Raw genomic sequence first — 25,187 nt, forward strand, 5'->3', positions numbered from 1 at the left:
TGCTCATTTCCAGAACCCTTTGTGCGCCGCAGCGGCTTCGTCCTCCAACAGCGGGCCGTGCACGACGATCTCACGCTGGCCGCGGGCGAACACCTCGCGGCATGGCAAGGAAAACGTCGGGTTTTCCGGGTGGTCCCCGGTCAGTTCGAGCAGCGTATGTTCCGACAGCGCATACACCACCCGGCCGATGCCGGTCCAGTACACGGCACCGGCGCACATGCAGCAGGGTTCAGCGCTGGTGTAGAGCGTGCAGTTGGCCAGTGCTTCGGCTGGCAGGGCTTTGGCAGCCAGGGCTGCGGCGACCAGTTCGGCGTGTTGGGTGGGGTCGCCTTCGGGCGGCATGGAGTTGTTGCCAGCGCTGGCGATCACCCGGCCTTGGGCATCGGCGACAATGGCCGCAAAGGGGTGACGACCGCGTGCTTTGGCCTGCTCTGCCAGGCGCATCGACTGGCGTAGCAGGTCCAGGTCCAGGGCGGACAGGTCGGCGGCGGCAGGTGTGTGGAGAGTGGTCATGGTTGCTCCTGGGATCGGCAGGGGAAAAAGGGCTCACTTGGCCACGCTGGCATCGGCGCGGTCCGGGTCAGTGGTCTTGGTGTTGTTGAGCAGCAGATTGAGCGTGATCGCCGTGATCGCGCCGAGGAAAATACCGCTCTCCAGCACCAGCTTGAGCGGGCCGCTCAGGTGCTGGAACAGCCCGGGGAAGGACATTGGCAATACGCCGATGCTGATCGAAACGGCAACGATGATGCCGTTGCGGGTGCCTTCGAACGGTACGCGGGAGAGCGCCTGGATCCCGGCCACCGTGGTCATGCCGAACATGACGATGGCGCAGCCGCCCAGCACCGGCGTGGGCACGGCAGCGATCAGCGCGCCCAGTTTCGGAAACAGCCCCATCAGCACCATGATTGCGCCGGCGGCGGCCACCACAAAGCGGCTCTTGACGTTGGAAAGCGCGATCAACCCGGTGTTCTGGGTGAAGGCGTTGTACGGGAAACTGTTGAACAGCCCGCCGAGCATCGTCGATAGCCCGTCTGCGCGGAAAGCGTCGCCCAGTGTGGTGGCGTCTGTGGGCTTGCCGACCAGTTTGCCGATGGCCAGGCAGTTGCCGGTGGTTTCGGCCATGATCACCAGCATGGCCAGCACCATGATGAGGATTGGCGTGGTAGAGAACTGTGGCGCACCGAAGGCCATGGGCGGGCTCAGCTCGAACCAGGCGGCTTGGCTGACTTTGCCGAAGTGCGTCATGCCGAAGGCTGCGGCCAACAGGCTGCCGCCCAACAGGCCGAGCAGCACGCTGAGGTTGCCGATAAAGCCTGAAAAGCGTGCATGAATCAGCAGCGTGATGGCCACCGTCGCGATGCCCAGCAACAGGTTGGCGGGGGCGCCGAAGTCCGCCGCGCCCGGGTCGCCGCCCCCCAGCCAGATGGCCGCTGCAGGCATCAGCGAAATACCGATGATGGTGATCAGGCTGCCGATCACCACCGGCGGGAAGAAGCGCAGCAGCCGGCTGAACAGCGGCGCGAGGGCGATGGTGATAGCGCCGGCAGCAATCACCGCACCGAACACCTCCTGCAGGCCGAACTGCTTGCCGATCATGATCATCGGTGCCAGCGCGATGAACGAGCAGCCCTGGATCAACGGCAGGCGCGCCCCGAAGCGCCAGAAACCGAGGGTCTGGATGAGGGTGGCGATACCCGAGGTGAACAGGTTGGCGTTGATCAGCGTCACCACCTGCGCCTGGGTCAGGCCCAGTGCGCTGCCGAGGATGAGCGGCACGGCGACTGCGCCGGCATACATCACCAGTACGTGCTGCAGGCCAAAGGTGAACAGTTGGCGCAGCGGTAATACTTCGTCTACGGCGTGGACCTTGCATGGGCTCATGGCGTGAATCTCCTGAAGGTGCGGCTCTTTTCGTTGTTATCGGCGCCTGGAGTGACACGCAGCGCAGGGTTTGAACAGGGCAGCTGCAAGCGTGGTCGAGGCCGATGATCCGGCGAAACAAACGATGGAACAAATGAGTAGCCATCGTTAGCATCGATGGATCACGGGGTAGGCAGGGGGTAGGGATGCGTTTTTCGCTGGAGCAATTGCAGGTGTTCGTCGCCGCGGTACAAGCGGGCTCGTTTTCGGCAGCGGCGCGGCGCCTGGGGCGTACGCAGTCCACCGTCAGCGCTGCAATCGCCAACCTGGAAACCGACCTGGGCGTGGCGCTGTTCGACCGTAGCAGCCGCATACCGGCACTGACCGCCGCCGGGCATAAACTGCTGCTGCGGGCCGAGGGCATCCTTGAGCGTTGCTACGCTCTGGAGGGCAGCGCCGACAACCTGGCCCAGCAGGCCGAGCCTGCGCTCACGCTCGCCATCGAGGTGCCGTATGGTTCACTGATCCCGGTGTTCAAAGCGTTCGACCAGGCCTTTCCCTTTGTCGACTTGCTGATTCGTCACCCGGTGCACGGCGATGTCAGCGAGATGGTGCATAAAGGTGAGGCAGACCTGGGCATCGCCTTTTCCCAGCCGGGCTACCCGCCTGCGTTGGCCTTCCAGCAGCTGGGCAAATTGATCATGGCGCATGTCTGCCACGCCACCCACCCGCTGGCGCAACTGCAAACCTGCACCTTCGCCGACTTGCACGCCCACCGCCGGCTGGCCTTCTTCGCCCACGCACAAAAGCTGCCCAGCAGCGAATACCTGCGTACTGCGCAGCTCTGGCAGGCTGAGAGCTACCTGGCGTTGGTGGAGATGGTGCGCGGTGGCCTGGGGTGGGCGACCCTGCCACGGCAGCTGGTGCAGCGGGAGCTGGACGCCGGGGAGTTGATCGAGCTGCAACTGCAGGCCTATCCGCACACCGACTGGCTGGTCGGCGTGGACCTGCTGTGGCATCAGCAGCACCGGCCGGGCAAGGCTGCCCTGTGGTTGCGCGATTGCCTGCAGCGTACCAAGGTGTTCGAGCTGGACCGGCGCGGCATGCCTACCACGTTGTAGGCGGCATGTGCTGAGCCTGCCAGGTGCGCTGGCCTGCTGCTGATTGCGATGTCGTCTAGATTACAACCAATCTCTTCACCGCAAGGAATGCCCTCATGGCCAAGTTGAAATCGTTGATTGCCGCTGTAACGTCTGTGGCAGTGCTAGCGTCGTCGGGCGCTGCGCTCGCCGACCCGGGTAACGGCAAAGGCAAGGGTAATGGCAACGATAAGGGGTATGGGCAAGGCAAGGGACAGTCTGGCCATGCCCAAGGCCAAGGCAACGCTGGCGGCAATAAGGGGGGCGGGTGGCAACGACTGGCATGGCGGGCCGTCGATCGACCGGGGCGATGTGCTGGGCATTCTGGGTGGCCACCGCAGCTATTGGAGCCCGGGCCCTGCATTGCCATCGGGCATCCAGAAGAACCTGGCGCGGGGCAAGCCCCTGCCGCCAGGGATCGCCAAGAAGCTCGATGGCCGGCTGCTTGGGCAGTTGCCTCATTACGACGGTTACGAGTGGATGCAGGCAGGTGTTGATCTGATCCTGGTGGCTGTCGCGACGGGGATCATCTACGAAGTGGTGAACGGGGCGTTCGATTGAGGCCGTTGCGTGTTCGCGACCTTGGTGGCCCGCGCTAGTGCCGCTGCGTTCGTGTGCCTGAGGCAAGCCACGGGGCAGCTGATTGCAATTGGTTTTCCCGCCAGCTTCGAGCACCGGGCTGGCGGCAAGGACGTCGATTTCAAATGCTGACCAGGCGCGGATACGCCGCCTGATCAATGCCCGCATCTTTGGGAGATCAAGCGGCAAGCTTGCCGCGAACCTCCTGAGCATGCTCCAGCTCTTTGTGGACGCTGTCCTGCAGGACCACGTCCTTACCGTTCTTCTTGCCGGCCAGGGCGCTCTGTACCAGCTGGGTCAGCAGTTTTACTAGCATGATGTTGTTGGACAGCAGATCTTTTTCATCCTGGCTGAATGCGTTGTAATCAGTGGTGCGCTGAACCAACTGCTCCAGGCTGGTAACGTGTTTCACGTACAGGCTGAATGTGATGGTCAGTTCACCAATGACTTTGTCGCTGATGAGCTTGAGCTTTTTCAGGTAAACAGTCGATTCCTTGATCAGGTCGACAGTCTTGTTCACTTCCTGGCGGATCTCTTCGGCCTTTTCGAGGCTTGAGTTGCCCTTGGCATTGAGCAGCAAACCACCTACGGCAATCACCGGGCCCGCCACTGCACCGCCCAGTACCATCGAGCCCAGTGCCATGCCGCCGCCACCTGCAGAAAGCGCGCCGCCGCCCAGGGCCGCGAGCGTGGCGTTGTAGGCAGCAACGCCAGACAGCGAGCTGATTGCCGTGCCGGTCGACGCCACCCCCAGAGCCATGGTGCCACCGTAGGCGGCAAAGCCTGCAAGTGCGCCAGCGCTTGCAGTCAGTGCCGAGCTGCCGAGAAGGTCGATTGCGGAAATGGAGATTTCCTTGATCTGATCCAGATCGTGCTTGTCGAAGCGGATGTCCTCGCCGTGAAACTCTTTGAATTGGGGCTTGTTCTTGATTTTCTCGTAGGCGGATGCAAAACGTCCGAAGCTACGGCTGATATCGAGCTTGAGTGCACCCAGCGCCTCAAGCGATTGCTCAGTGTTCTTCTGGTCACCGTCAAGTTGTTCGCGGGCGCGGTCATAGCGCTCCTGCGCGTCGGCGACGATGCCTTTGGCTTCGGAAATTTTCTTGGCGCCTTTCACGCCGCCGGCGATCCCGGCTCCACCCGCGACTACAGCTGCACCGATCAACAGAAACGGTAATGGCATCTCTAACGTGTCCTTTTGCTTTTGAGAGTTTCACAGGCAGCCTGATTGAGCACATGGAACTGCGCTCGGCTCATGTGGCTTGCGTAAATGTGGTCGTAGCTGTCGTCGATCCGGCACTTGAGCGGTCGTTGCTCATAAATGCCGCAGCGGCTGCTGCCCTTGTCGTAGTGGCGGCAAACCCCTGTGCCGTCGTCCAGGTCGCTGTACAGCGGCTGCCCTGCCAGGTTCTGGCAGCACAGCCCACAGGCATCGCAGTTGAACCGCGACATTGGCGCTCAAAACACCAGCACAGCGTCTTTGTCGTTCATGAAGTCGTCCAAGCCTTTGCGATCTTGGTAAGGCATGTCGATTTCGCAAGTCGCCATGGCACTGAACAGTGCGTCATTCAGGTCGGCATGGGTTTGTGCCAGCACCAGGCTGGCATTAACCTTCTGCAACGTGGCCAGCTGGTCTTGCAACTGCTGGAAGTCAATGCCCGCGAGTTCGGCGGTATAGGCTTCCAGGCGCTGATTGACCAGCTTGTAGTAGTCCAGCGTGTGATCCAGTGTCGACTTGAGGCCGTTGGCGAACTCGACAATCCGGTTCACCAGCGGCGAGTGGTCGATGAAGTACAGTAAGGAGATGTTCAGCAAGCCGCTGGCCAGCGCGCCGACGAAGGTGGAAAGTATTTCTCCCAGCACTGGCACCTGCATGCCAGGCACTTTGGCGATGGCTTCTTGCACCAGCACTCCGGTACACACCGACACGCCGGTTGCTACGATCTTCGCGACTGCGCGCAGCAACTCACCGAATGGCAGCCGCTGGGGGTTGAATACCAGCGTGCGAACCGCTTCAAGGATGGTTGCCCAGGATTCACGCAGGATCTTGGCGACGTTCTTAGCCGTGGTGAAGAAGATATTGATCAAGGTGGTCATCACTGACGACAGCACGCCAGCCAGCAGCCCATCCTTGAAACGTGTCAGCAGTTCACCGCGCCGGGCCTGTACCCCTTCAAACGCGGCCTTGCAGGCATTACCCAAGTGCTGCAGGAAGAGGCCGAGGTCAAAGTTGCCTTTCATGCTCTGCAGAATGTGCGGCAGTTCCTGGCGTAGCGCATTCCACGCTTCGATCAGCACCAGGCCGAGCGTTTCCCGGGCGCCCATGCGGACCCCTTGGTTGAGGCTGGCACTGGCAGTGTCGGCCAGGAATGCAGTGCTGGTGTAATAACTGTTGGCCAGTTCGCGCTCATAGGCTTCACGGGCGATCCGGTCTCTTTCACGCAGTTTGCCCGGGTCGACGGCGTCGAGTTTCTCAAGCTTGTTCAACGTTTTGCGTTCTTTATCGGTCAGGCCCACACTGCGCTGCTTCGATTGAAGATCGCTGATTTCAGCCTTGCGTTGCGCTTCGTTCTGGTCGAGGTAGCGAATGAACTCGTCAGCGCTCTTGTCCTTTTTCGATGTATTGACAGACCCATCGGTGGCGTTGAGGTTACTGCGCTGATTGGCCAGTTCTACACCATCACGGTTTGCCAGAACCCGCGCACGGTCGTCGTGGATCTCTTTCGCCGAGATAGTGTGGTCGCGATGTACATCGGCGTTCGGCGCGAACGTCTTGCCCGTATAGGCATCCTGCAGCGTGCCGGATTGCTTGCCAGCTTTGTACTCTCGGCCTACCTGTATGTAAGTGTCGGTGGAGTGGTAAGCCGCGCTGTCATAATCGCCGCGCGCCGCATAAGCCGCCTCGTTCGCTGCGGATGCATAGCCAACGGTCTCGTCGCGCACGGTATGCAGGGTATCTACATGGCCACCACGTCGATCGTTGGCCAACAGGAAGTCCAGGCCGAATGAAGTGAGCAGGCTTTTGATGACGACTTGCTCGTACTGGTGCACAAGCGTTGCGCCTACATCGGGGGTGGCCTGGTGGACGGCTTGGGCCAAGGGATCCACGGCGAGTTGGGTCATCAAACATGCTCCTTGCACGAATAGGGCGTCTTGCGGCGATTGGCAGATGTACCTGAATCGGAACGGAATATAGCGAAGTGCCATCTTTGGTTCAAGGCGCGGAGCAACTACTACGATATCGTGGTTGAAGTCACGTGACCTCAGGCGGTGGCTACCCCGCTGGCACCGCCGTGGCCAGTTCAGAAGAATGGCTAACTAACCCGTTGCTCATTCACAGGTACAGCCAAGGCCTCAACGCCTCCAGGTTTTTCACCACGATCTGCTGCGCCGATGCCTTGGGCTCAAGCTTTTTCGGGTCGATCTGATAGCGCTGCAGTACATAGCCCACCAGTGCGCAGCGGGTCGGGATCACCAGCTCACCGGCCTGCATACCCAGGTCAATTTCGATAATGGCCTTCTGTTCGGGGTTGAGACGGGAGTCTGGCTCGATGATCACATCGATCATGGTGTTCCATTCCTCATCGTCATCGATCAGGTGCTCGCTCATGCGCTCGAACTCTGGTACGCCCCTGAACCTGCTCAGCACAAAATCCCGGTACTTGCGATTCTTCTCGCAATACGCGCGTACGTGCCAGCGCATGCCGGTGTAGACCAGGGTGTGGGGCGAAATCAGGCGTATTTCCGGTACCGGGTTGGCCAGCGACACGTATTCGATAGAGAGCACTTCATTGTTACGGCAGGCCTTGAGCAGAGGGCGCAGCACGTCCGGGCGAATCGTCCTGTCGGGTACTTCCAGCACCTTGGTGTGGGCATACGCCAACGCCAATCCCTCCACATGCGGCGCCCGCGAGTGGGTCTGATTGAGTAATTGCAGATAGGCATTGGCACTGTCATCGATGAACAGCGGCTTGAACTGCCTGCCGGGTACATAACCCTTCAGTTGCTTGTCATATGTAAGGTTTTTAGGCGCATGCTCACTGATGTAGGTATTGATGTCCTTGGAGGCCTGTTGGCGGCTTATGCCGAAGCTCTGCATCAAGTGCCCCGTGGTCAGCCGGCCCTCCCACCAGGCTACGGTTTCGATCAGGCGATAGCGAAGTGCCAGGTCCCAGCGGACCTGGTTTATTTGCTGAGTGCGTTTCATGGCCCATCCATGTGTGCGAATTGTTTACCTGTATAAGTCTACAATCTATACGTGTAAGAAATCACTACATATCCTTTGGCTGTCTTCGAAACAAACTGACTTGGTAAAAGGATTGAACAATGGCTACGACGGATATGATTTGGGCAGCGGCGCTTTTGATGATGCTGGTGATTTCGGTGCTGCTGTTGGCCCAATACCTGAAACTGCAGGAAGTGTGGGAAACCCATGTCAATTGCCGTACCACCCTGCGTTGGGCGCGGATTCAGCAATCGGAAAACAAGGAGCTGCGTTCTGCACTGCGCGCGCACCAGGCGCATGTCGACCAATTGCAGCGCAAGGTGACCCTGCTGCAAGCGCTGGTTCCTGAAGGCAAGTAGATCTGGCCTTTACTCTGCGGTGCTGTCGAGTTCGGCAAGGTTCACTGGGTGCTCGGCAACCTCGACACCCACCGCCTTGTTCGCCACTCCGAATGGCACATGCACCATCGGCAAATCCCCTGCCGCCGACATCAGGTGGCTGCGCTGATCATCGAAGAACATGTGTGGCTTGAGAATCGACAGCACCCGTTCTTTCTCCATCCCTCCGAGAAAGAACGATTCATCCGGCGAAACGCCCCAGTTTTTCAAGGTCGTCACCACGCGTTCATGCGACGGGGCATTGCGCGCAGTGACGATGGCGATGCGCAGGATGCGCTTGTACGCCGGGTCGAGCGCCAGTTTCTGGTCTTCAAGCGTGCGAATCAGCGAAAGCTTGCGGTACAGATCCGCCAGAGGCCCCGGTTGGTGCGGTATGGCCTTGTGCGCATGCTCGTGGGCCTGAAACTCAGTCAGGTCCTGGCGCTGCTTGTACACGCTTTCGGCTTCGTCATCGGCGATCACCCCGTCGAAGTCGAAAGCCACCCGTAATTCGGTGTCTATCTCGTCATCATAGATCTTGCTCGGCAACACCAGGCCGGCGGGGTAGTCGGCGTCGATGGCGCGCTGCACGTCCCCTTCGTGGGCGCTTAGAAACAGCGAGGCGTTGAAGGCGGGGATGTATTCGTAGGGCGAGCGGCCGGACATAAACGCGGCGCGGGTGATGTCCAGGCCGTAATGGGCGATGGAGCGGAACACCCGCAGGCCGGTTTCGGGTGAGTTGCGCGAGAGCAGCACCACTTCTACGGGCAACTGCTCGGGGAACGCTTTGTTGATGCTCAGGAAGCGGCGGATGAAGGGGAACGCCACACCTTTGGGGAAGGGCACGTCAAGGTTGGCCTCCTGGTGCAGGCGGTAGGCTTCCACGCCATCTGCCTGGTAGATATCGTCCGAGACGGTCAGGTCGAACAGTGCACTGGAAGCGACGCCGACGACGAGTTTCTGTTCGATGGGGTAGGGCATGGCGGGCTTCCTGGTGATGGAGCTGGGGCGCCTTGTCAGTAGGCTAGGCCGAATCCTAGCAAACCCGGCCACCTATCGTCACAGACCCTGACCTGCAGCAAGTTTTGCGGCCAAACCACCACTATGCTGAACGCTTCGACTCAAGCTCACTCAGGTAATCAAGGAGGCATTCATGAAAGCTGCAGTTGTGGCCAAAGGGCAACGCGTGGACGTGGTGGAAAAAAACCTGCGCCCGCTTGCCCACGGTGAAGCGTTGCTGAAGATGCAGTGCTGTGGCGTGTGCCACACCGACCTGCACGTCAAGAATGGCGATTTCGGTGACAAGACGGGTGTGACCCTCGGCCACGAAGGGATTGGCGTGGTGGTGGAGGTAGGCCCGGGCGTCACTTCGCTCAAGCCGGGCGACCGCGCCAGCGTGGCGTGGTTCTTCCAAGGGTGTGGGCACTGCGAGTACTGCAACAGCGGTAACGAAACGCTGTGCCGTGAGGTGAAAAACTCGGGCTATACCGTCGACGGCGGCATGGCCGAGGCGTGCATCGTGGTGGCCGACTACGCGGTGAAGGTGCCTGACGGGCTCGACTCGGCTGCCGCCAGCAGCATCACCTGCGCCGGTGTGACCACGTACAAGGCGGTGAAATCGTCCAACATCCGCCCCGGGCAGTGGCTTGCGGTCTATGGCCTCGGCGGGCTGGGCAATCTGGCCCTGCAGTATGCGAAGAATGTCTTCAACGCCCGGGTCATCGCGATTGACGTGAACGATGAACAGCTGGCATTCGCCCGTGAGATGGGCGCTGACCTGGTGGTCAATGCGCGCAGTGAGGATGTAGCCAAAGTCATCCAGGCGAAAACCGGCGGCGCGCAGGCGGCCGTGGTGACGGCGGTGTCGAAAAGCGCGTTCAATTCTGCAGTCGATGCGCTGCGTGCCGGGGGCCGGCTGGTGGCGGTCGGGCTGCCGCCAGAGGCCATGAGCCTGGACATTCCGCGCTTGGTGCTCGATGGCATCGAAGTGGTCGGCTCATTGGTCGGTACCCGCCAGGACCTGGCTGAAGCCTTCGAGTTTGCCGCGCAAGGCAAGGTGGTGCCGAAGGTGACGTTGCGGCCGATCGAAGACATCAACGCTATTTTCGAAGAGATGCTGGAAGGCAAGATCAAGGGCCGCATGGTGATCAACTTCGCGGATTGAGCAGTGCGCTGTCAGGTGCATGGGGCGGGTCTTCGGCACTGCTTGGATCGAGTGCCAGGGCACTTGCGCCATGCACCCGGGTTCACCTTGGCAAAGTCACCAGGTGATCGGCTGACCATCCCACGCCCAGAAGGTGCCACTGTCCGCCGGCCCAAGCCGGCCAATCTGCTCCAGGATGCACTGCGCAGCGAATGCAGGTGCAAACAATTGTTCGGCGGGCACATTCGCCTGGAACGGTTGGGAAAGCTGGGTATCGGTGGTGCCGGGGTGCAGCACCAGCACCGTAGAGGCCGGGTTGAGCCGTTTGAGTTCGATGCTGGCCGTATGCAGCAGCTGGTTCAACGCGGCCTTGCTGGCGCGGTAGCTGTACCAGCCGCCCAGGCGGTTGTCGCCGATGGAACCGACCCTGGCCGAAAGCGCGGCAAAAGTGCAGGGCTGCTTGCGCAGCAGCGGCAGCAGGTGTTTGAGCAGCAGCACCGGCGCGAACGCATTGGTAGCGAAGCTGGCCTGCAGGCCCGCCAGGTCGAGTTGGGCCAGGGCCTTTTCCGCCTTGGCCCCGTCGCGCTGCAGAATGCCCAAGGTACTTATGACCAGATCAAGGTGCGTGCAGATGCGGCTGACCTCGCTGGCCAATGCTTCAAGGGCCTGTTCATTGCGGGCGTCGCAATCGATACGCACCAGGCGCTCGCCATGTGCAGCGGCGAGCGCGGCCAGGGCTTGGCTGCCCCTGGCCTGGCGTGACACCGCCCACACCCGCGCCACGTCGTCGCGTGCCAGCAGCTGTTCGCAAAGCGCCAGGCCGATGCCCTGGCTGGCGCCGCAGATGAGTGCGTTCAGCGTCATGGCGCAGCGGGCCTACTCGGCTGCCAGGCGCTTGAGCAGCGCCTTGGCCACCGCTTCCGACGATGCCGGGTTCTGCCCAGTGATCAGATGCCCGTCCTCGACCACATGGCTTGCCCAGTCCGGGCCTTTGAAGTACTCGCCGCCGTTGTGCTTGAGCATGTCCTCGACCAGAAAGGGCACCACATCAGTCAGCCCGACCGCATCTTCCTCGCTGTTGGCGAACCCGGTCACTTTCTTGCCCTTGACCACAGGGTGGCCGTCTGGCGCGTTGACGTTCTTGAACACCCCCGGTGCATGACACACGGCGGCAATCGGCTTGTTGGATGCATAGAAGGCTTCGAGCAGCGTCTTGGAGTCGGTGTCCTCGGCCAGGTCCCACAGCGGCCCATGGCCACCGGGGTAGAATACGGCGTCGAAGTCATAAGGGTCGATTTCGCTCAGCGGTACTGTGTCGGCCAATGCCATCTGCCCCTCGGTGTCACTGCGAAAACGCCGGGTCGCGTCGGTTTGCGCATCGTCCTCGTCACTTTTGGGGTCCAGCGGTGGCTGCCCGCCTTTGGGCGAGGCAAGGGTGACGTCGGCGTTGGCGTCGATGAACACGTAGTAAGGTGCGGCAAACTCCTCCAGCCAGAAGCCGGTTTTCTTGCCGGTGTCGCCCAACTGATCGTGGGATGTCAGCACCATCAGGATTTTTTTCATCTGAGCCAGTTCTCCAAGCATGAATGGGCAGCGCGCCGTTCGCCCTGCATTACTGTGGGAGGGCGTAGCGGGGCAGACGTTCCCTGCCCGGCATCAGCCTGGTGTAGTCAGCCCTGCTGAGGCTGGCCCTTGGCGCTCGGCCACACCACCGCCTGGCCTGCGATGACGCACTGTTGCTGGGGGTCATAGGTGAGGCTTGGCGAACCATGCAGCTCATACCCCAAGGCAAGTATGTCCGATATTCTGCGACAGAACGCAGCATCGTCCTTGCCGGTGATCAGCCGGTAGCGGGGGAGGTCATTGGGAGGGGATGCTTGCATGTCGAGTTCCTTTCAGGGGGGCACCGATCATGCCGTTTCGCTGAGCGTCATTCCACAGCAACCGGCGAGCCTTGTTGATCTTAGCCAGGCTTGAACTGGTCCCGTCGAGGGCGCTCGGGCTATTACCGCACCGCTATGGGGCTGCTGCGCAGCCCATCGCCGGCAAGCCGGCTCCCACCGCGACCGCGCAGTTCATCAGGCCTGTGTTTTACCTGGCAAGCAACCGTCTTGCCCAATTTCTAAAAGCCGGCGCGATCCCAGTGGGCCGGCTTGCCGGCGATGGGGCCGGTACTTGCAGCACTATTCGCAAGCCACCGCTCTGGCCAGCACGCCAGAACATCCTCAGCAAGCCTACCCCCTACAGATACTGCGCAGACCTCCTGTGGGAGGAGATTCACAGGCGTCCTGACGGTCCCGTGAACACAAACCCCTTGGATCTGCACCGCAACGTAAAATAGAATCACTTCTATTTACGCCACTGCAGGGCCTTCCCCATGACTGACGCCGCGACGCCCCCGGAGCACAGCTTGCCTGCCCTGTACCGTGAGCACCGTGGCTGGCTTGAAGCCTGGCTGCGCCGGCGCCTGAGCAACGCCTGGGATGCGGCCGATCTGAGCCAGGACACTTTTCTGAAAGTGCTGGCCAGTGCCCAGCCACTGGCCGAAATCCGCGAACCGCGCGCCTACCTGTTGACCGTCGGCAGGCGCCTGTTGAGCAATTTCCACAAGCGCCGCAGCCTGGAGCAAGCCTACCTGGACGCGCTGGCACGATTGCCCGAGCAGTGCCTGCCATCGCCGGAACAACGCTGGATCTTGCTCGAAACCCTGCAAGCGCTGGATGAGCTGCTCGACGGCCTCAACGCGCAGGTGCGCAAGGCCTTTCTCTGGAGCCAGCTGGAAGGCCTGGGCTACAGCGAAATTGCGCAACGCCTTGGGGTATCCGAGCGCACGGTCAAACGCTACATGGCGCAGGCCTATGAGCACTGCCTGCTGGTGGACCTGTAATGGCCGAACCTTCTACTCAAGCCCGCGAAGTCGTACGCACGGCGGCGCGCTGGCTGGCACTGCTGGAGTCAGGCAAGGCCAGTGAAGGTGAGCTGCAGCGCCTGGCGCAGTGGCGCGCCAGCAACACCCTGCATGAGCAGGCCTGGCAGAAGGCGCAGCTGCTGCGCCAACGCTTCGCCCAACTGCCCGGAGAGCTTGCGCTGGCCACGCTCGACCGCCCGGACGCCGAGCGTCGTGCCCTGCTCAAGCAAGCGTTGGGGGTGGCCGCGCTGGTTCCCGCCGCCTGGCTGCTTGGTCGGCAGGTACCACTGGATGCGTGGACCGCCGATGTGCATACCGCTGTGGGGGCGCGCAGTCGACGGTTGCTGGGCGATGGCACGGTCTTGCAGCTGAACACCGACAGTGCCGTCAACATTGACCTGGCAGCGCGACGCCTGACCCTGGTCCGCGGTGAGGTGGCTATCAAAGCCCCCCAAGGCGTGAGCATGGCGGTGCAGGTACCGTTTGGCCAGGTAGCGGTCAACGCAGGCGAGGCCTGTGTTCGTCTGTTCGATCAGTCGTGTCGGGTTTCTGTACTCAATGGCACCGCCACGCTGCAACCACTGCGCGGCACGGCCGTGGCGTTGCAGGCGGGGCAGCAGGCCAGCCTGCAGGCCGCCAGCGTGGGCGCGGTAAGCGGGCTGGATGATTGGCTGCTGGGCTGGCGCGACGGGGTGCTGAGGCTGGACGATCGGCCATTGGGCGACTTGTTGCGTGAATTGCGCAGGTACCGCCCCGGTGTTTTGCGCTGGGCACCGGCGCTGGACACGCTGCGTGTCACCGGCACCTTCCGCCTCGACGACACGGACCGCGCGCTGTCACTGCTAGCGGCCAGCCTGCCGCTGGAGGTACATGCGCGCACCCGTTATTGGGTCACGCTGACGGCGCGAGAAAAACGCGCGTAAGGCTGTCCCCTTTTTTCCACTCGCCGGTCATTAGCAGTAGAAAAAATAACGGGAGCTTCATTCAATGCCTGCAGTACAGCCTTGCCGCCCACGTCCCTGGATGCACCTGGGTTTCACCCTGAGCCTGTTGTTGAGTTCACCCACCTTTGCTGATGATGTTGCCAGGCGTGCCTATCAGGTGCCTGCCGGCAGCCTGGGCGCGGCGCTGACGCGCTTCGCCGAGCAGGCTGGGGTCAGCCTTTCGCTCGACCCGGCACTGCTCCAGGGCCGGCAAAGTGCCGGGTTGTCCGGCCGCTACAGCGTAGCCGAAGGTTTCATGCAACTGCTCCAGGGCAGCGGCCTGCAATGGCAGCAAGTGGGCGAGGGGGCCTTCACCCTGGTGCCTGCAGCGCAAAGCGCCGAGGCAATGGAGATCGCCCCGACCAACATCGTTGGCGGCCCTGCAGCGGGTAGCCAAGCCCAGCCTTACGCCGGCGGCCAGGTCGCCCGACAGGGCGCGCAAGGCATGCTCGGCGCGCGCGACTTCATGGACACGCCGTTCAGCATGACCACCTACACCAGCGACCTGGTCAAGAACCAACAGGCCCGGACGTTGGGCGACCTGGTCGCCAGCGACCCGTCGGTGCGGGCAACCAACCCGGCGGGTGGGCGTTTCGAGCAATTCACCATCCGCGGTTTCAGCCTGTTCAACAGCGATGTCGCCTATAACGGCCTGTATGGCATCCTGCCGACCTACTCGATCGACATGGAGATGGCCGACCGGGTCGACATCATCAAAGGCCCCAGCCAGCTGATCAATGGCATATCGCCCCGGGGCAGCGTGGGCGGCGGTATCAATGTGGTGCCCAAGCGCGCGGGGGATACACCGCTCACCGAGTTCACCGGCAGCTACGCCTCCGATAGCCAGGTGGGTGGTGCGGTGGATATCGGGCGGCGCTTTGGCGAGGGCGACCGGTTCGGCCTGCGCTTCAACGGGGTGAAGCAGTCCGGCGACACCGAATGGGACCACCAGCGTGTGGAACGCGAGATGGCCGTGCTGGGCCTGGACTTTCGGGGGGAGCGCTTGCGCCTCTCTGCTGACCTCGGCCACACCGAGCGTGACACCGACGCCCCCCAGGAACGGGTACTGATCGGCGCCAATGCCAAGGTGCCGAACGCCGACCAGGTGCGCCAGAACTACGCTCAGGCCTGGAGTCAGGCGCGCACCAACGATACCTTTGGTGCGCTCAATGCCGAGTACGATATCAGCGATGCGTTGTTGGCCTACGGCGCGGTCGGTGCCCGCAAGAGCAACCATGACTTTCTGCGGCACAACGTTTCGATCATCAACGATGCGGGTGATTTCAACGTCCAGCCACGGGATTTCTCCCGTGATGAAACCGTGCGCACCGCCATGGCCGGCCTGCGCAACTGGTTCCATACCGGGCCGGTCAGCCATGAGCTGAACCTGGCTGCCACCTACTTCTATATGGACTTCGAAAACGGTGGTGCGCGCTATGCCTCGGCGCCCAGCAACCTCTATGACCCGGTCGCGACACCCAGCCCAACCACGCCGACGCGGATCGATGCCAAGGTCTACACCGAAAACCGCTTCACCGGCTTGGCGCTGGCCGATACGCTCGGCTTTTTCGACGACCGGCTGCTGCTGACGCTGGGGGCCCGCTGGCAGCGTGTTCAGGTCGATGACTGGAGCGATGGCGTCAAGGGCGACACCGCCTACGACGAGGAAAAGGTCTCGCCCTCGGGCGGTGTGCTGCTCAAGGTCACCGACCAGCTCTCGCTCTACGCCAACTACATGGAGGGATTGAGCCAAGGCAAGATCGCACCGTCGACTGCGGTCAACGAGGACCAGATCTTCCCGCCGTTCACCAGCCGCCAGGTGGAGGTCGGCGCCAAGTACGACCTGGGCCATGTCGCCTTTACCGCCAGCGCCTTCCGCATTCGCCAGCCCGCCTACGAGACCAATGCCGGTTCACGCGTGTTCGGCCCCAATGGCAAGCGCGACAACCGTGGCATCGAGCTCAGCGTATTCGGCGAGCCGCTGACGGGCGTTCGCCTGCTGGGCGGAGTGATGTATATCGACAGCGAGCTGACTGACACTATTGGCGGCGCCTACGACGGCAACCGCGCACCGGCAACCCCGGCGTACAACGTCAACCTCGGCGCCGAATGGGATGTGCCCGGGCTGGCCGGGCTGACCTTCACCGCACGGGGCATCCACTCCAGCTCCCAGTACCTGGACCAGAACAACAGCAAGCAGATCGATGGCTGGGAGCGCTTGGACCTCGGCGCGCGGTATGCCTTCAGGGTCGACGCAACCCAGGTCACCTTGCGCGCCAATGTGGAGAACGTGCTGAACGAGCGCTACTGGGCCTCTGCCGGGGCGTCGGATGACAGCGAGCCAGGGCTGACGCTGTCTACGCCGCGTACCTGGCTGCTGTCGGCGACCGTTGGGTTCTAGGGCAGGGGCTGCAGCCAACCCCGCCTGCAGGCGACGGCCCCGCTAGGCCATTCCGTTGCGGCCATGGGCCAGGAAGCCTGGATGCTCGCTCAGCCGTTGATAGTAATCACGCACCGCCGGCAGGTGCGGGTGCTCCAAGGGCGTTTCGAACCAGCGATTGACCGAAAGCCCGATGGGGATATCGGCCAACGTAAAGCGGTCACCGGCCACATAAGCCCCGGTCGTGGCCAACTGCTGCTCGAGGATTCGCATATGGCGCGACCAGTCTGCGCAGCCGGCGGCCAGCGCCTGGGCGTCCTGGTGCGCCGGTGAGTGGCGTACCAGCGACATGAAGGCGTAGCTCCACGAGCGGTTCAGGTCCGAAGCCTGCCAGTCGATCCATTGATCGACCCTGGCCCTGGCCGTGGCTTCGGTGGGGTACACCGGCGCATCGCCATAGCGCGTGGCCAGGTAGCGGATGATGGTGTTGGATTCCCACAGCGTGAAGTCGCCGTCCTGAATCACCGGGACCATGGCGTTGGGGTTCAGGGCCAGGAACGCGGGCGTGTCCGTGGGCTGAAAGCCTGCGCCCCAGTCTTCGCGTTCGAAGGGAACATCGAACTCGATGCAGGCCCAGAGGACCTTGCGCACGTTGATGGAAGAATCCCTGCCCAATATCCGTAGCATGCTGTGCGTCCATTTCCGGTAAGAGCCGACAATGTACCGCGCTGGTCACAACTGCGCCTGGACTTTGGCCGCCACATCGGCGGGCAACCAGGCCTTCCATACGTCTGGGTTGTTGTGCATGAACGCCTTCGCCGCCGCTTCCGGCGCCAGGCGTTTTTTGCTCATTTCAGCAAGTGCCTTGTTCAGGCGATCGATCGGCAGCTCGACCTTTTCGAACACGGCAACCAGTTCCGGGTAGCTCTCCCTGAACGCTTTGGACACACCGATCGACAGTTTCGCCGGCAGCGACTCGCTGCCCCGTGGGTTCGGGTTGTTCGGGTCGGTGAGGGTTGCCCAGGCTTGGGCGTCGAAGGGCGGCTCCTGCAGGCGCACCAGGTCGTGACGGCCGATCAGCGGTGTTGGGCTCCAGTAGTAGAACAGTACCGGTTTGCCGCGGCGGATGGCCGAGTCGACTTCCGCATCCAGTGCGGCCCCCGTGCCACTGCGAAAGTTGTTGTACAGGCTGTCGAGGCCATAGGCCTTGAGCTTCTGGCTATTGACGATCTCGGACGTCCAGCCGCTGGGGCTGTTGAGGAAGCGGCCCTTGCCTGGCGCTTCGGGGTCGCTGAACACCTGCGGGTAGCGCTTGAGGTCATCGACCGTGCGCAGGTCTGGCGCCAGCGCCTCCAGGCCACGATCCGGGTCGCCTTTGATCACGTAGGCCGGTACCCACCAGCCTTCTACAGCGTTTTTCACCGTGTCGCCCAAGGCGAACACCTGGCCGGCCTGCTCGGCCTTGACCCACGCCGGGCTGCGGCCGGCCCATTCCTCGGCGATGACCTGCAGGTCATTGCGCGCCAATGAGATTTCCATGCCGACGGTGCTGCCGGGGAGGGTGTCGGTGGGGTAGCCATACCCGTCCTCGACGATCCGGCGCAGGATCGCGGTGGTCAGGGCGCCGCTTTCCCAGTTGATGGCGCCAAAGCGGATAGGCGGGCGTTGTTCAGCTGATGCCGCGCTGTCGGTACTGGCCAGCCCCGCGGTAAGCAGCAGGGCGGCCAGCAGCGTTGGGATTTTCCTCATCAGTACCTCGACGGTTGTCACTGCGTGTGCCGGGCAAGTGTAGTCCACCGTTTCGCACGCTTTGGCAGCACCACCGGAACGGCTTCTGTCTGTGCTCGAACGGTACCACTTGCAAGGCTTCGCCCCCGCCCGCGATCGCCGGGCCAGTCGAGACGAAAGGAAGACGAGATGCGTTTGAATCTGGATTTCGTGTATTACCGCAACTTTACCTTCGATGGGCATTTCCATGTGCGTTGCAGCGGCGACGACCTGCACAAGGTCAAGTCGATTCATTACCTGCTGGAGCGCATTGCAGGCGAGGATGTGGTCCACCTGGATGGCGCTACGGTGGCTTCACAGGTCAGTAGCGGGCAGGTCGCCCACCATGGTTGCCCGGCCATGTTGAGCTGCGAGGCGCTGGCGGGCAGCTACAGGATCAGGCCGCAGGTGACGCTGATGGACAGCGAAATCCTCGCGCTGAACCTGCCCGCCGAAGCGGACGCCACCTGGCGCCCAGCACCGCTGGCCATCGACATCAGCGAGGGTGAACTGACCCGGGGCATTCTGGACAGCGTGGCGTTATCGTCCACCTCCACGCGGCGCAAGCGATCGGTGCGGGCCGCGAGCGCATTCCCGTATCGCCCCGAAGGCCAGCGTTACCCCGCGCTGGTGCTGGTGTTCGCCGAAGGAGGCTACGCGCGGCTCATGGCTGACCTGCAGCCCGATGCCAGGTCGGTACTGGCAAGGTACTGGCCGGGGCTGCAGCAAGTGATCCAGGTGCATCCGTTTCTTGACCATCAAGAGCGGGAGGACGCGCGGTTCAAAGTGCTCGCCAATCACTACTGGATCGAGCAGCCCCAGAGCATGCTCAACGACACGTTCGTCGCGTTGATCCAGACCCTGGAGGCCCTTGATTACGTCGACGCCACGGCATTCGTGCCGCCTCAGCTCGAGCACGGCAACTTGCTGTTGCTCGGTGGGGCCGCTGTGATTGCCACACTGCTCACTGGCGGGGCGTATGTCGCCGGCACCAATGCCCACGATGAAGCCCAGCCCACCCCGGACTTCGAAGCCCTGCAGCGTTACCTGGATGCACCCGATGCCAGGTACCGCGGCCTGAACATTCGCAAAGTCTGGGCGGCTGGCGTGAAGGGCAGAGGTGCACGGGTGCACTTTTCCGATGGTGGCCTGCATGCCAACCATGAAGACTTGCGGGGCAACCCGAAGTTGAACGTGATTCCGCCATCGATCAACAGGGATGCAGACCATGGCACCGCATCGGTCGGTGTGCTGTCGGCGCGTGACAACGGCCTCGGCATGACCGGTATTTGCCATGCGGCAGAGCTGTACCTGTATGACAACCTGGCCATCGATGCGCGCAGTTACTCACAAACGCTGAAAAACCTGCTGGCTTACACCAGCGCTGGAGACATCGTCGCTATCAACCGGCAGACGGCCAACCCCAATGCGCTGGGTACGTTCTTGCCTGCGTTGCATGAAAAGACCTGGTGGGATGTCACCCAGGCGCTGACCGAGCGCGGTGCGGTAGTGCTCAATGCTGCGTGCAACGGCACCTACAAGAGTGATGACAAGGCCGGCACCACACAGGGCTATGGTGTCGACCTTGGGGAGTGGCGCTATTTCAACGACCATGGTGACGCCGACGCGATTCTGGTGGGGGCTTGCCATTCCTGGGATGGCAAGGCGCACCAGTACTCCAACTACAACTACCGCTACAGCATGCTCAATGCCTGGGGCGACAGTGTCGCGACGCTGGGTTACGGCGCACTGCAGGACAAGAACGAACACGACCGCGACTACACCAGCAACTATGGCGGCACCTCGAGCGCCACACCCCTGGTCACCGGCGCCCTGGCCTTGATCCAGTCCTACGCCATCGAACAGCATCACCTTTACCTGAACGCCCGGCAGATGCACCTGCTGGTGATGCAGTCGGGCTACAAGGACGCCACGTCAGCCGATACCGGCAGGTTGCCCATGGGCGCCCGACCCAATGTACTGGGCGCCTTGATGCTGCTCGACCGGATCTTGCAGGCCGGCAGGTTTTACCTGCCGGACGATGGTGTGTGCGGCGATGAATGTGCGTCTTAGGGCTCAGACGCGGAACTGATCCATCAACGCCTGCTGTTGATTGGCCAGGCTGTTGAGCGACTGGCTGACCCGCGCCGATTCGTTGGCCTGGCCCGACAGCGATTCGGTGACATCACGTATGGTCGCGACATTGCTGTTGATCTCTTCGGCCACCGCGCTTTGTTCTTCGGCGGCCGAGGCGATCTGCAGGTTCATGTCGGTGATCACGGTCACGGCCTGGCCGATACGTTGCAGCGCGGTAACCGCCTGGCCGACCTGCTCGACACCGCCCTGGGCCTGGCGGTGGCTGTTGTCCATGGCGCCGACCACCTCGCGGGTGCCGGTTTGCAGTGCCTCGATGACCTGGCGGGTTTCTTCCACCGATTCCTGGGTGCGCTGCGCCAGGTTACGCACTTCATCGGCCACCACCGCGAAACCACGCCCGGCCTCGCCGGCACGGGCGGCTTCGATGGCGGCGTTGAGCGCTAGCAGGTTGGTCTGTTCGGCGATCGAACGGATCACCTCCAGCACCGAGCCGATTTTCTCACTGTTCTGCGCCAGCCCTTCGACTTCGCTCATGGCCTGGCTCATGTTGGCGGCCAGTGTGTCGATGCTGTGGGTGGTGCGGTCGATCACCGCCAGGCCTTCGCGGGTGGCCTGGTCGGCATCGCGCGCCGCCTGGGCAGCCTGGGCGGCGCTGCGGGCGACGTCCTGGGCCGTGGCGCTCATTTCGTGCGAGGCGGTGGCCACCTGGTCGACCTGGCGGTATTGCTGCTCCATGCCGGCGCTGGTTTGCGTGGCAATTGCCGAGGACTGATCGGCGGTGCCGCGGGCTGCCTGCACCGAGCGTTTGACCTCGGCGATGGTCGGCTGCAGTTTGTCCAGGAAGCGGTTGAACCAACCGGCCAGTTCGCCGAGCTCGTCGTGCTTGTCGTAGGTCAGGCGGCGGGTGAGGTCGCCTTCGCCACTGGCGATGTCCTTGAGCATGGCCGCCACCCCGAGGATCGGCCGGGTCACGCCACGGGCCATCAGCCACACCAGCAACAGGCCGGCAATCGCAGCGCCCAGGCCGAGGCCCAGTTCCAGCAGGGTGCCGCTGGTGTTCAGGGCGTCGAGCTCTTGTTTCAGCGCTTCGGCCGGGCCGGTCAGGGCGATTTCCGGCACATCCAGCAGCACACCCCATGGCTGGGCGCCAGGGATCGGCTGGAACGCCGCGAGTACCTTGAGGCGTTGCTGGTCGTGGTGGACGCTCAATTTACCCTCGGCCAGCTTACGTACCAGTTCGGCGCCTTTGCCGGTGTCGACCTGGTCGAAACGCTGCGCCAGCTTGCTGGCGTCGGCGCTGTAGCCGGCCAGCAGGCCCACGGGGCTGAGGATGCCGACCGTGGTGCGGCCTTCGTACAGGCTGCGGCTGGCTTCCTGGCTCAGGGCCTGCAGGCTGTTGAGGTTGATGTCGATGGACAGGGTGGCGATCACCTTGCCGTTGACCGCCAGCGGGAAGACGATGCTGGTCATCAGCACGCGCTGGCCGTCGATGTCGTAGAAATAGGGTTCCACCACGCACACCTGGCCGCTGCTGCGCGGGCACACCCACCAGGTGTTGGCGGGCTGGCCACTGGGGCCGATCTCGGTGTTGCTCATGTCGTGTTCGGGCAGGGCCATGGCGGTCAGGTGGCCGGCCCGCGGTTGCGACCAGTACAGGGCGAAACGCCCGGTCTCGTTGCTGCCAAGCTCGGGCTGGCCGGTGAACAGGCTGTCCTTGCCGTCCAGCGCATTGGGTTCGAATACCAGTGACAGGCCCAGCAGCTCGGGGTTGGCCTGCAAGGCTGCACGAACCTGGCGGGTCATGTCTTCACGCAGGTCGTAGGCATCGAGGAAACGCTTTTCGGCCTGCTCACGCAGGAACAGCACCTGGCGGGCGAACCCGGCACCGTACTGGTAGGCATCCATGAACTGGCGACGAATGTTCAGGGCCTGAACTTCACCTTGCGACTCGATGCGCGCCTGCGCCGCTTCACTGAGCATCTTCTCGCTGCTGGCTTTGACCAGGTCCGAGCTGTGGTCCATGCGGTAGAGCGAAAGGCCAACGAGCAGTGTGACGATGCTGGCCAGGCACAGGCCGGCAAGCAGGGTGATCTTCCACTGGATGGAAAGTTGTCGCAAAGGCATGGGGCGCCCCTTTTTTGAGGGTAAGGGTTTGGCTTTGGATCTCGGTCGGGGCTCAGCCCCTGCGTTATATCGGCGCTCTGTGGTTTTTCTTTATTCAAACATTCAATTTAAATTTGCCGGCCCGCGTAATACGCCGCCCTCTGGCGCTTTTGACATCTGTGCCCCAGTGCTGCAGAGTGCGCGCTTTTTGTCTGCAGCTACGAGGAAAGCCAAACCATGAATGCAGTGATTGCCGCGGTAGGCATCATGCTGATACTCAGCCTGTCACGGGTGCACGTGGTCATCGCCTTGATCATCGGCGCCTTGGCCGGCGGCCTGGTCGGCGGCCTGGGCATGGAGGGAACGCTCAAGGCCTTCAACGGCGGCCTGGGCGGCGGCGCCACGGTGGCGTTGTCCTATGCCTTGCTCGGCGCCTTTGCCGTGGCCATCGCCAAGTCCGGCCTGGCCCACGCCCTGGCCGACCGTGCGCTGGCGATGATCGACCGCCAGGGGCAGGCCACCGGCGGCAAGGTCAAGTGGCTGCTGATCGGCCTGATGCTGGTGGTGGCGGTGTCGTCGCAGAATATCCTGCCGATTCACATCGCCTTCATCCCGCTGCTGGTGCCGCCGCTGCTGTATGTACTGACCCGCCTGCGCATCGACCGCCGGCTGATCGCCTGCGTGATCACTTTTGGCTTGATCACGCCCTACATGTTCCTGCCGGTGGGGTTTGGCAATATCTTCCTCAACGAGATCCTGCTGGCCAACGTTGCCCGCGCCGGCGTCGATGTGAGCGGTGTCAACGTCACCCATGCCATGGCCATTCCGGCAGCGGGCATGCTGGCCGGCTTGCTGCTGGCGGTGTGCTTCAGCTACCGCAAAAAGCGTGATTATGACCTGGCGCGCATCGAGCAGGTCGAGCAGGTCAGCGTGCAGTACAACCCGCTGACCCTGCTGGTGGCGGGGCTGGCGATCGCTGCGGCGTTCATCGTTCAGCTGTGGCTGGACTCGATGATCATCGGTGCCATGGTCGGCTTCCTGATCTTCTCACTGTCGGGCATCGTGCGCTGGAAAGACACCGACAGCCTGTTCACCGAAGGCATGAAGATGATGGCCATGATCGGGTTCATCATGATCGCCGCTTCGGGGTTCGCCGAGGTACTCAAAGCCACTGGCGAAGTCAAAGGGCTGGTGGAAACCTCGGCGCAATGGATCGACCACAGCAAGGGCGTTGGTGCCTTGCTGATGCTGCTGGTGGGGTTGCTGGTGACCATGGGCATCGGTTCGTCGTTCTCGACGGTGCCGATTCTGGCGGCGATCTTCGTGCCGCTGTGCGTGCAGCTGGGCTTCGACCCCTTGGCCACCGTGTGCATCGTCGGCACCGCCGGTGCCCTGGGCGATGCAGGCTCGCCGGCATCGGACTCGACCCTGGGGCCAACCTCGGGGCTCAACGTCGATGGCCAGCATCACCACATCTGGGACACCGTGGTACCGACCTTCCTGCACTACAACCTGCCACTGCTGGCGTTTGGCTGGTTGGCGGCGATGACGCTCTAGGCCATCAGCCCTTGTCGGGCGGTGGGGAAATGCTGTTGAGGACGGTGCTGCCGTCCTTGCTGCGGGTCAGGTACACCGGCAGCACCTTGGGCAGGTTGTCCACCAGGCGCCCGACTTCACGGGTGTTGTAGATGCCGCTGATGCGGATGCGGCCGGTGCTGGCATCGGCCAGCAGCAGGGGCGCATCGAGGTAGCGGTTGATCACCGGCAGTGCCTGTTCGAGGCTGAGGTTGTCGAGCACCAGCTGGCCGCGGCGCCAGGCCAGGCTGTTGCCGTGGTCTTCGCTCTGGGCCAGCTGCGGTTCGAAGTCGCCGGTACGGTAGCTGGCCTGCATGCCGGGGCCCAGGCGGTAGCCGCCGGTGCTGCCGTCGCTGCTGACCAGCACCGACCCCTGCACCAGGGTGACCTTGACCTGGTCCTGATACTTCCACACGTTGAATTGGGTGCCGGTGACCCGGGTCTGGCCTTGGCCGGCACGGACGATGAACGGGTGGCTGCTGTCATGCTGCACCTTGAAGAACGCTTCGCCTCGCGTGAGCGTGACCTGGCGCTGGTCCCTGAAGTTGAAGTAGGTCAGTTCGGTATTGAGGTTGAGCTCCACCGTGCTGCCGTCGCTCAGCTGGACCGTCCGTGCCTGGTTGCCTGCTTCAATGTGCTGGTAGTGGTTGGGTAGCCAGCCTTGCATCCAGCCGATCCAGCCCGCCAGGGGCAAAACCAGCAGGGCGACGGCTGCCGCCGAGGCCATTGGCCGCCAATGATGGCGCCGCCTCGCCACCTGACGCGGCGGCGGGTTGAAGTCGACGACCGTGGCGTTGCGCGGCAGAAGGTCGGCGGTGAACCAGATCTCCAGCATCGCCTGGTATTCGTCGTGGTGGCGCGGGTCCGCTGCCAACCAGCGGGCGAAGGCCTCGCGCTCGGCCGGGGTGCAATCGTCGGCGTGCAGGCGCATGCACCACTGCGCGGCGGCGTCGGTGATGGCATCGTCAGGGCTGGGATTGAGGCGGTCTTGGTTCATTGCGGCTCCGGGTTTTGCGCATTCTACTCCTGCCAGGGGGCTCCCGAGAACCGA

The 25,187-nt window shown here is 62.7% G+C and carries 22 protein-coding genes and 2 pseudogenes; 9 read left to right on the forward strand and 15 right to left on the reverse strand.

The window, feature by feature from the left end:
• Window positions 1–3: 3 nt before the first annotated feature.
• Both ABRP30_RS10185 and ABRP30_RS10190 read right to left on the reverse strand, forming a co-directional pair.
• Entirely contained in the window at window positions 4–513 is a 510-nt protein-coding gene (locus ABRP30_RS10185) for a nucleoside deaminase (RefSeq protein WP_241806441.1), read from the reverse strand.
• Window positions 514–546: 33 nt separating this feature from the next.
• The gene (locus ABRP30_RS10190; RefSeq protein WP_241806440.1) at window positions 547–1,881 is read right to left on the reverse strand and encodes a nucleobase:cation symporter-2 family protein; all 1,335 of its coding nucleotides are present in this window, start codon (window positions 1,879–1,881) and stop codon (window positions 547–549) included.
• A 185-nt stretch (window positions 1,882–2,066) separates the two neighbouring features.
• On the opposite strand from ABRP30_RS10190, the gene ABRP30_RS10195 reads away from it, so the two are divergent.
• Both ABRP30_RS10195 and ABRP30_RS10200 read left to right on the forward strand, forming a co-directional pair.
• Window positions 2,067–2,981: a LysR family transcriptional regulator gene (locus ABRP30_RS10195; protein ID WP_241806439.1), complete on the forward strand. Its 915-nt coding sequence runs from the start codon at window positions 2,067–2,069 to the stop codon at window positions 2,979–2,981.
• 95 nt (window positions 2,982–3,076) lie between these two features.
• A pseudogene (locus tag ABRP30_RS10200) lies at window positions 3,077–3,560 on the forward strand (anti-virulence regulator CigR family protein).
• Window positions 3,561–3,756: 196 nt separating this feature from the next.
• Here ABRP30_RS10200 and ABRP30_RS10205 read toward each other — a convergent pair.
• From ABRP30_RS10205 to ABRP30_RS10220, 4 genes are all read right to left on the reverse strand, one after another.
• Complete coding sequence (locus ABRP30_RS10205) at window positions 3,757–4,761, reverse strand: hypothetical protein (RefSeq protein WP_267822914.1); 1,005 nt, start codon at window positions 4,759–4,761, stop codon at window positions 3,757–3,759.
• 2 nt (window positions 4,762–4,763) lie between these two features.
• Window positions 4,764–5,030 (reverse strand): YkgJ family cysteine cluster protein, encoded by a 267-nt coding sequence (locus ABRP30_RS10210; protein ID WP_267822916.1) that lies wholly within the window; start codon window positions 5,028–5,030, stop codon window positions 4,764–4,766.
• Between the two features lie 6 nt (window positions 5,031–5,036).
• A complete protein-coding gene (locus ABRP30_RS10215) occupies window positions 5,037–6,701 on the reverse strand; it encodes a hypothetical protein (RefSeq protein ID WP_349974395.1) in 1,665 nt (554 codons plus the stop codon).
• A gap of 211 nt (window positions 6,702–6,912) precedes the next feature.
• Complete coding sequence (locus tag ABRP30_RS10220; protein ID WP_267822920.1) at window positions 6,913–7,785, reverse strand: YafY family protein; 873 nt, start codon at window positions 7,783–7,785, stop codon at window positions 6,913–6,915.
• Window positions 7,786–7,904: 119 nt separating this feature from the next.
• On the opposite strand from ABRP30_RS10220, the gene ABRP30_RS10225 reads away from it, so the two are divergent.
• Window positions 7,905–8,162 carry a hypothetical protein gene (locus ABRP30_RS10225; RefSeq protein WP_349974392.1) on the forward strand — a complete coding sequence of 86 codons (258 nt, stop codon included), beginning with the start codon at window positions 7,905–7,907 and terminating at the stop codon, window positions 8,160–8,162.
• A gap of 9 nt (window positions 8,163–8,171) precedes the next feature.
• Here the strand turns inward: ABRP30_RS10225 and ABRP30_RS10230 are convergent, their stop codons facing one another.
• Window positions 8,172–9,161 (reverse strand): 5'-nucleotidase, encoded by a 990-nt coding sequence (locus ABRP30_RS10230; RefSeq protein WP_349974390.1) that lies wholly within the window; start codon window positions 9,159–9,161, stop codon window positions 8,172–8,174.
• Between the two features lie 172 nt (window positions 9,162–9,333).
• Between ABRP30_RS10230 and adhP the strand changes: the two genes are divergently transcribed.
• Window positions 9,334–10,344, forward strand: a complete 1,011-nt coding sequence (gene adhP / locus ABRP30_RS10235; protein WP_349974389.1) for an alcohol dehydrogenase AdhP — start codon at window positions 9,334–9,336, stop codon at window positions 10,342–10,344.
• Between the two features lie 96 nt (window positions 10,345–10,440).
• Here adhP and ABRP30_RS10240 read toward each other — a convergent pair whose 3' ends face one another.
• From ABRP30_RS10240 to ABRP30_RS10250, 3 genes are all read right to left on the reverse strand, one after another.
• Window positions 10,441–11,187 carry an SDR family NAD(P)-dependent oxidoreductase gene (locus ABRP30_RS10240; RefSeq protein ID WP_349974387.1) on the reverse strand — a complete coding sequence of 249 codons (747 nt, stop codon included), beginning with the start codon at window positions 11,185–11,187 and terminating at the stop codon, window positions 10,441–10,443.
• A 12-nt stretch (window positions 11,188–11,199) separates the two neighbouring features.
• Window positions 11,200–11,886, reverse strand: a complete 687-nt coding sequence (locus tag ABRP30_RS10245) for a type 1 glutamine amidotransferase domain-containing protein (RefSeq protein ID WP_349974386.1) — start codon at window positions 11,884–11,886, stop codon at window positions 11,200–11,202.
• 107 nt (window positions 11,887–11,993) lie between these two features.
• Window positions 11,994–12,206 carry a DUF1737 domain-containing protein gene (locus tag ABRP30_RS10250; RefSeq protein WP_349974384.1) on the reverse strand — a complete coding sequence of 71 codons (213 nt, stop codon included), beginning with the start codon at window positions 12,204–12,206 and terminating at the stop codon, window positions 11,994–11,996.
• 494 nt (window positions 12,207–12,700) lie between these two features.
• Between ABRP30_RS10250 and ABRP30_RS10255 the strand changes: the two genes are divergently transcribed.
• From ABRP30_RS10255 to ABRP30_RS10265, 3 genes are all read left to right on the forward strand, one after another.
• Window positions 12,701–13,210 carry a sigma-70 family RNA polymerase sigma factor gene (locus ABRP30_RS10255; RefSeq protein ID WP_349974382.1) on the forward strand — a complete coding sequence of 170 codons (510 nt, stop codon included), beginning with the start codon at window positions 12,701–12,703 and terminating at the stop codon, window positions 13,208–13,210.
• Window positions 13,210–14,154: a FecR domain-containing protein gene (locus tag ABRP30_RS10260; RefSeq protein ID WP_349974380.1), complete on the forward strand. Its 945-nt coding sequence runs from the start codon at window positions 13,210–13,212 to the stop codon at window positions 14,152–14,154. Before ABRP30_RS10255 ends, ABRP30_RS10260 begins: the two co-directional genes overlap by 1 nt.
• 64 nt (window positions 14,155–14,218) lie before the next feature.
• Window positions 14,219–16,615 (forward strand): TonB-dependent receptor, encoded by a 2,397-nt coding sequence (locus tag ABRP30_RS10265; protein WP_349974378.1) that lies wholly within the window; start codon window positions 14,219–14,221, stop codon window positions 16,613–16,615.
• Between the two features lie 42 nt (window positions 16,616–16,657).
• On the opposite strand, the gene ABRP30_RS10270 is transcribed toward ABRP30_RS10265, so the two are convergent.
• Both ABRP30_RS10270 and ABRP30_RS10275 read right to left on the reverse strand, forming a co-directional pair.
• Window positions 16,658–17,281, reverse strand: a complete 624-nt coding sequence (locus tag ABRP30_RS10270; RefSeq protein ID WP_241806428.1) for a glutathione S-transferase family protein — start codon at window positions 17,279–17,281, stop codon at window positions 16,658–16,660.
• Window positions 17,282–17,326: 45 nt separating this feature from the next.
• Entirely contained in the window at window positions 17,327–18,343 is a 1,017-nt protein-coding gene (locus ABRP30_RS10275) for an ABC transporter substrate-binding protein (protein WP_349974376.1), read from the reverse strand.
• Between the two features lie 168 nt (window positions 18,344–18,511).
• On the opposite strand from ABRP30_RS10275, the gene ABRP30_RS10280 reads away from it, so the two are divergent.
• Window positions 18,512–20,434 (forward strand): S8 family serine peptidase, encoded by a 1,923-nt coding sequence (locus ABRP30_RS10280; RefSeq protein WP_349974375.1) that lies wholly within the window; start codon window positions 18,512–18,514, stop codon window positions 20,432–20,434.
• A gap of 3 nt (window positions 20,435–20,437) precedes the next feature.
• Here ABRP30_RS10280 and ABRP30_RS10285 read toward each other — a convergent pair whose 3' ends face one another.
• Together ABRP30_RS10285 and ABRP30_RS10290 are read right to left on the reverse strand one after the other, a co-directional pair.
• Window positions 20,438–21,193 carry a methyl-accepting chemotaxis protein gene (locus ABRP30_RS10285; protein ID WP_372490482.1) on the reverse strand — a complete coding sequence of 252 codons (756 nt, stop codon included), beginning with the start codon at window positions 21,191–21,193 and terminating at the stop codon, window positions 20,438–20,440.
• 150 nt (window positions 21,194–21,343) lie between these two features.
• Window positions 21,344–22,582 (reverse strand): annotated as a pseudogene (locus ABRP30_RS10290) (chemotaxis protein); the annotation flags it as partial.
• A gap of 216 nt (window positions 22,583–22,798) precedes the next feature.
• On the opposite strand from ABRP30_RS10290, the gene ABRP30_RS10295 reads away from it, so the two are divergent.
• Window positions 22,799–24,118, forward strand: coding sequence for a Na+/H+ antiporter family protein (locus tag ABRP30_RS10295; protein WP_267822954.1), 1,320 nt, complete (start codon window positions 22,799–22,801; stop codon window positions 24,116–24,118).
• Window positions 24,119–24,122: 4 nt separating this feature from the next.
• Here the strand turns inward: ABRP30_RS10295 and ABRP30_RS10300 are convergent, their stop codons facing one another.
• Window positions 24,123–25,133: a FecR family protein gene (locus ABRP30_RS10300; RefSeq protein ID WP_267822956.1), complete on the reverse strand. Its 1,011-nt coding sequence runs from the start codon at window positions 25,131–25,133 to the stop codon at window positions 24,123–24,125.
• Window positions 25,134–25,187: the final 54 nt, after the last annotated feature.

Source organism: Pseudomonas sp. WHRI 8519 (genome assembly GCF_040224055.2).
In the GTDB taxonomy this organism is placed as follows: Bacteria; Pseudomonadota; Gammaproteobacteria; order Pseudomonadales; family Pseudomonadaceae; genus Aquipseudomonas; species Aquipseudomonas putida_X.